Raw genomic sequence first — 4965 nt, 5'->3', positions numbered from 1 at the left:
CACCAGGCTTGCTCCACGTTCGTGAGTGACAACCACTGTCGCGTCGGCGGCAGTGCGCCGCCGACAGCGACGGTCCATCCTGAAGATCACACTCACCAGCGATTCGAAGACGCGCCACGACCAGTTCCATCTGATTCATCGCCATCAGACGAGATTACGCGGCTGTCGATGTGATCGACTGATGTTTCGACAAACTGCTGACGAACTCTCAAGATACACAGACGAATTTGACTCAGGCGGGTGGACAGAGACAGTCGAAAAAGTGACCCGTGGTGGTCATAAGAACCTCCAGCAGTTCGGGTGGCTCTTGATCGAAAACAGGTCAACACAACCGCTTATCACTTCTGACCATCCGGTCGTTACTTACCCAACCCAACAGGCAGATCAAGACGCAAACTCAAACGAGAATGTCGAGATATTCTATCCAATTGGCCCGAATCATCTAATCGCTCTACTTCATCCGGCTCGATACGATGTGGAATCACTCTACCCCGAAAAGCGGCTAAGCAGGAACATAATCGAGTCAACCACAGAAATCCACAAATTGAATCTGTTACAGCCACTCTCAGCCTTCAGCGAGATATTCGGTCCAGTCGGTGAGGACGAATACCTCAACGAGCTTGTGACGATCCTTTGTAATGCGTTTCCAAATCCGGATTACGTGCGGGGGCCGCAATGTAGTCAAGAACATATGAAACGGGCACACAAGCTGGCGATAGAGCACTATTCACAAATCGGTGGAACAGAATGGTACAACGAGTCGATTCGGCCGATCTTTGAGGCTGAATATCGTGAATCAGTCGCTCTCACAGAGTACTCACATAACCTCTCTTTCGTTGAGGAGCTTCGAGAGGCTGCGTAGGCTACCTACCGGTACATTCACGTCCACCATCCCACGTCTACAATGAACTCAGTAGAGTCGGTATCTTATATCGGATTGATGCATTCGACGCCCTGTCGTGTTCGCTACTGGCGTTCGAGAAGTTCAAGCGCCTTGCTGAGTCGCGAGATGTACTCGTCGGGCGGGAACCGCCACCAGACCTGTCCGCTCATGTGGGCTAACGGGAGTACGTGAGCGTCGATCGGCTCGGAGATCCGGTGGAGTGTCCCATGGATGGCCATGATGCTCTCTGGGTCGGCGTCCGTCTCCATGACGGGTTCAGGCGCGGTCGAGCGTCGGAGTGCCGGCCACGCGTTGCCCCCAAAGGTGATCACCAGCTTCGGATCCAACGCTCGGAGTTCCCGTTCGAGGAGGTGTTGATACGAGGCGCGCTCGGCGGCAACTCCGAAACCGTCGACGCGATACTTCACTACGTCGCCGAGGTAGAAGTCCTGATAGAACTGTCCGGATTCGACGTACTGGTGCCAGCCATTCGGGAGCGAAATAAGATCGTGATGAGCGAGCGTCTCGAAGAAGCGTTCAGAGAAATCGGCGTTTCGCCCGGTCAGCCAGCTCTTGGCAAACTCGCGGTAGACGCCGATTTGATCGCGAGCCGAACATTCGCCGGCGAGTGGATTCTGCAGACGCAGTTCCGACAGGTGACGTTCGTGGAGGTTCCCGGGATCCTGAACGAGGAGGACGATGTCCGGATCGTCAGTCTCCCAGTCGTAGTAGAACGTGTATGAGAGCCGCCGGCTGACCTCCTCTCGGGTAGGAAATCCAGCGTCCGAGAGGACCGTCTCGACGCTACTGATGGCCGTCTGCTGTAGCTCTCGGAGCGTCGGCTCCGTTGGCTCGTCAATCTCCGAGAGGAGTTTGCGAGCGGTCGTTTCGTCCATTTGTATCGAATGGTCTCTAGCGGACTAATTGATACTTCGGGTGAACTGAGTCGTAAACGATCTGAATACCATCGCCTTCGCTCTCCATCAGAACGATCCAGCGTTGGTAATCGCTCCGTCATCTATTTAATCGCGCTGACGTGTGGGTTTGATATTCAATGAGCCAAGCGACGCTCGGAAGTGGTCCCTACCGGAACTCCAGCCTCTTCTCTGGCTACTATCTCGACGAGCGCGTTGCCGATCTCGACGCGTGGGATTGTGACGAGGAGGCTGAGGAAGCCTTCGAACAGATTCGTGACCTCTGGAATCAGGAGGGAGCGCTCTTGCCCTCCTACAAGGAAGACGAACTGATCGACACGTGGATCGCCGAGGTTCTCGATATCCTCGGGTACGGCACGAGTTCCGAGGTGACGCTCCCGGACGGCGGGGGCTACGTCGACCGGCTGCTCTTCGAGAACGCGGACACGCGCCGGGAGAGCGCCAAGCAGGCGCTCGACAGCGGGACGGGGGGGGCACTTCTCCCGGGCGCTGTCGATCCTCGAAGCCAAGCAGTGGGACGCCGACTTCGAGAAGTTCTTCTCCGAACAGCGGTCGTATCGCGACGCGTCTCACCAGATCAAGTTCTACCTCGAACGGACTCCCGGCGATCTGAACTGGGGGATCCTCACTGACGGGAAGAAGTGGCGGCTCTACGGGACGAAGGACTATGAGACACAGACCTACTACGAGGTCGACCTGCCAGAGATTCTAGAGAGCGGGAACCTAGAGGCGTTCAAGTACTTCTACGTCTTCTTCCGGCCCGGAGCGTTCGTCGAGACGGCCGGGAGTTCCTTCCTCGATAACGTGTGGTCCGAATCGGAGACGGCCGCACAGGAACTTGGGGAAGATCTCCAAGATAACGTGTTCCGAGCGCTTCGGGTCCTCGGCAAGGGATTCGTCGAGTCGAACGATCTGGAGATCGATCCCAACGACGAGGACGGACTCAGCGCCGACGAACTGAAAGAGCAGTCGCTGGTGCTGCTCTACCGGTTGATGTTCGTCCTGTATGCCGAGTCGCGGGGGTTGATCGATCCGGACGATCCGACCGCCAGCGAGGAGTATCAGGAGTACTTCAGTCTCGAAGCGAAGCGCGAGGAGATACTCGACGAGGTCGACGGGCTCGACGTCGAGTCCGGCGCGGCGTTCGAGCGGGAGTTTAGTCAGTACTCCTCATCGATCTGGGGTCGGCTCTCCGAGCTTTTTGAGCTGATCGACGAGGGCGAAGAAGACCTTGGAATTCCGCCGTACAACGGCGGGCTGTTCAGCCGTGAAGACCACGCGTTCCTGACCGAGAACGACGTGAAGGACCCGTACATCGCGGAGGTAGTCTACTGGTTGTCGACCACAGAGAACGAGGAGGGCGAACACGTCCCGGCGGACTACGCCGACCTCGACACGCGGCACCTCGGGTCAATCTACGAGGGGCTCCTAGAACACGAGTTCCGGATCGCGGGGCCGGAGGGCGTCGCGGCGGTCGCCGAGGACGGCGGACAAGTATGGAAGTCGGGCGACGAGGTCTCGGTCGCGGACGCGGTCGAGACCGTCGACGAGGGCGGGCTGTACGTCGTCAACGACGAGGGTGAGCGGAAGGCGACGGGCGCGTACTACACGCCCGACTACGTGGTCACCTACATCGTCGAGGAGACGGTGGACCCGCTGATCGACGAGATTCACGAGGACCTCCGCGCGGAGGGGTACGAACCCGAGACGGTGGAGTACGCCGCGGAGTTCTTCAATCGGGTCCAGGGACTGAGCATCCTCGATCCGGCGATGGGATCCGGGCACTTCCTCACGAAGGCAACGGGCTACCTTTCGAAGCAGGTGATGGACGAAGTGCGGGCACTCGACGAGCAGGCCGGGTTCTTAGACGAGCAGCACATTCGCCGGCAGATCTCGAAGGAGGTCATCTACGGGGTCGACATCAACGAGATGGCGGTCGAGCTGTCGAAGCTCTCGATGTGGTTGGAGACGCTCGCCGCGGACCAGCCGCTCGCGTTCCTCGATCACCACGTGAAGCCGGGCAACTCGCTCGTCGGGAGCGACATCACGGAGGTCCTGAGCGACGACGGGCCGGGCGACAACGACGGGCAGATCACGCTCACACAGGCGTTCGCACGTGTTCGGCAGGACACGCTCGAACATGTGATGGACCTGATGGCGGACCTGCTCGCGTACGACAACGAGACGCTCGACGAGATCAAGTCGATGGAGGATCTGTACCACGAGATCCGCGACGATCCGCTGTACACGCGCCTTTTCGAGTTAGCGAACGTCCACACTGCCGAGGAGTTCGGCTGTGACGTTCCGGAGGACGCTTACGAGCAGATGGCTGGAGCGATTGAGGACGAAGCCGATTGGGCGGAGATTCGTGGGGAGGACTGGTTTACGGCGGCACAGGCGACGGCCGCCGAGCAGGACTTCTTCCACTGGGAACTGGAGTTCCCCGAGGTGTTCTTCGACGCGGAAGGCGAGAAGATGGCCGAGGCAGGGTTTGATGCGGTTGTCGGTAATCCGCCGTACGTATTTATAGACTCGATACCCGAGATTCTCCGCGAATACCTGAAAAACACCTCGTCGACATGGGACTACAGATATGATCTATATGGCTCATTCACAGAGTTTGGACACAACATTACAAGAAAAAAGGGGACCTTCGGTTACATTATTCCGCACAGTATTCTCAACAACAACTCGTTCAAGAATCTTCGACAATATATCGTAGACCAATCTGAGTCCATCGATATTATCGACTTTACCTCTTCCGTATTCAAGGATGCATCAAATGAACCGATGGTCCTTCTGAGTCGCAAAAATCCCTCACGTTCTCCCACCCTCAGAGGCGCATTAATAGAACCGCAGGAACTCATGTCTGCTGGTGAAGAGTTAACAGAGTATTCTATTGAATCGATATCTCAACTCCCAGAACAACCATTTCTGGTTCGTGGGGGGCCATGGATCGAGAAAATCAGTACATCACAAAGCCGGTTAGTTGAGACGTCTGCTTGCTGAAGGTGTGTCTAATACCAAGCAAGCAGACGGTGAAATCCACGAGGACCAGCTTCTTAACTTCCTCGTCAACTCCCTTGACGAGGAAGCCACCCTCACACTCGCTGAAAACGCCGAGATCGATGCTGAAGACATCTACTA

At 57.1% G+C, this 4965-nt stretch carries 2 protein-coding genes and 2 pseudogenes; 3 read left to right on the top strand and 1 reads right to left on the bottom strand.

Annotation, left to right across the window (positions count from 1 at the left end):
* Positions 1-181: 181 nt before the first annotated feature.
* Positions 182-862: a DUF4238 domain-containing protein gene (locus ACP96_RS18330; RefSeq protein ID WP_082222613.1), complete on the top strand. Its 681-nt coding sequence runs from the start codon at positions 182-184 to the stop codon at positions 860-862.
* Between the two features lie 104 nt (positions 863-966).
* Here ACP96_RS18330 and ACP96_RS19675 read toward each other — a convergent pair whose 3' ends face one another.
* Positions 967-1779, bottom strand: coding sequence for a uracil-DNA glycosylase family protein (locus ACP96_RS19675; protein ID WP_237561703.1), 813 nt, complete (start codon positions 1777-1779; stop codon positions 967-969).
* 158 nt (positions 1780-1937) lie between these two features.
* Between ACP96_RS19675 and ACP96_RS17375 the strand changes: the two are divergent.
* A pseudogene (locus ACP96_RS17375) lies at positions 1938-4572 on the top strand (Eco57I restriction-modification methylase domain-containing protein); the annotation flags it as partial.
* A gap of 259 nt (positions 4573-4831) precedes the next feature.
* Positions 4832-4965, top strand: a pseudogene (locus tag ACP96_RS18960) (ISH3 family transposase); the annotation flags it as partial.

This window comes from Halorubrum halophilum, assembly GCF_000739595.1.
GTDB classification, from domain to species: domain Archaea; phylum Halobacteriota; class Halobacteria; order Halobacteriales; family Haloferacaceae; genus Halorubrum; species Halorubrum halophilum.
Note: the sequence above shows the minus strand (reverse complement) of the source record. Positions and strands in the feature narration are given on the sequence as shown.

Bases quoted from the DNA above. Each gene is read 5' to 3' on its own strand.
- ACP96_RS18330 (WP_082222613.1), top strand. From the start codon at position 182: ATGTTTCGACAAACTGCTGACGAACTCTCAAGATACACAGACGAATTT.
- ACP96_RS19675 (WP_237561703.1), bottom strand. From the start codon at position 1,779: ATGGACGAAACGACCGCTCGCAAACTCCTCTCGGAGATTGACGAGCCA.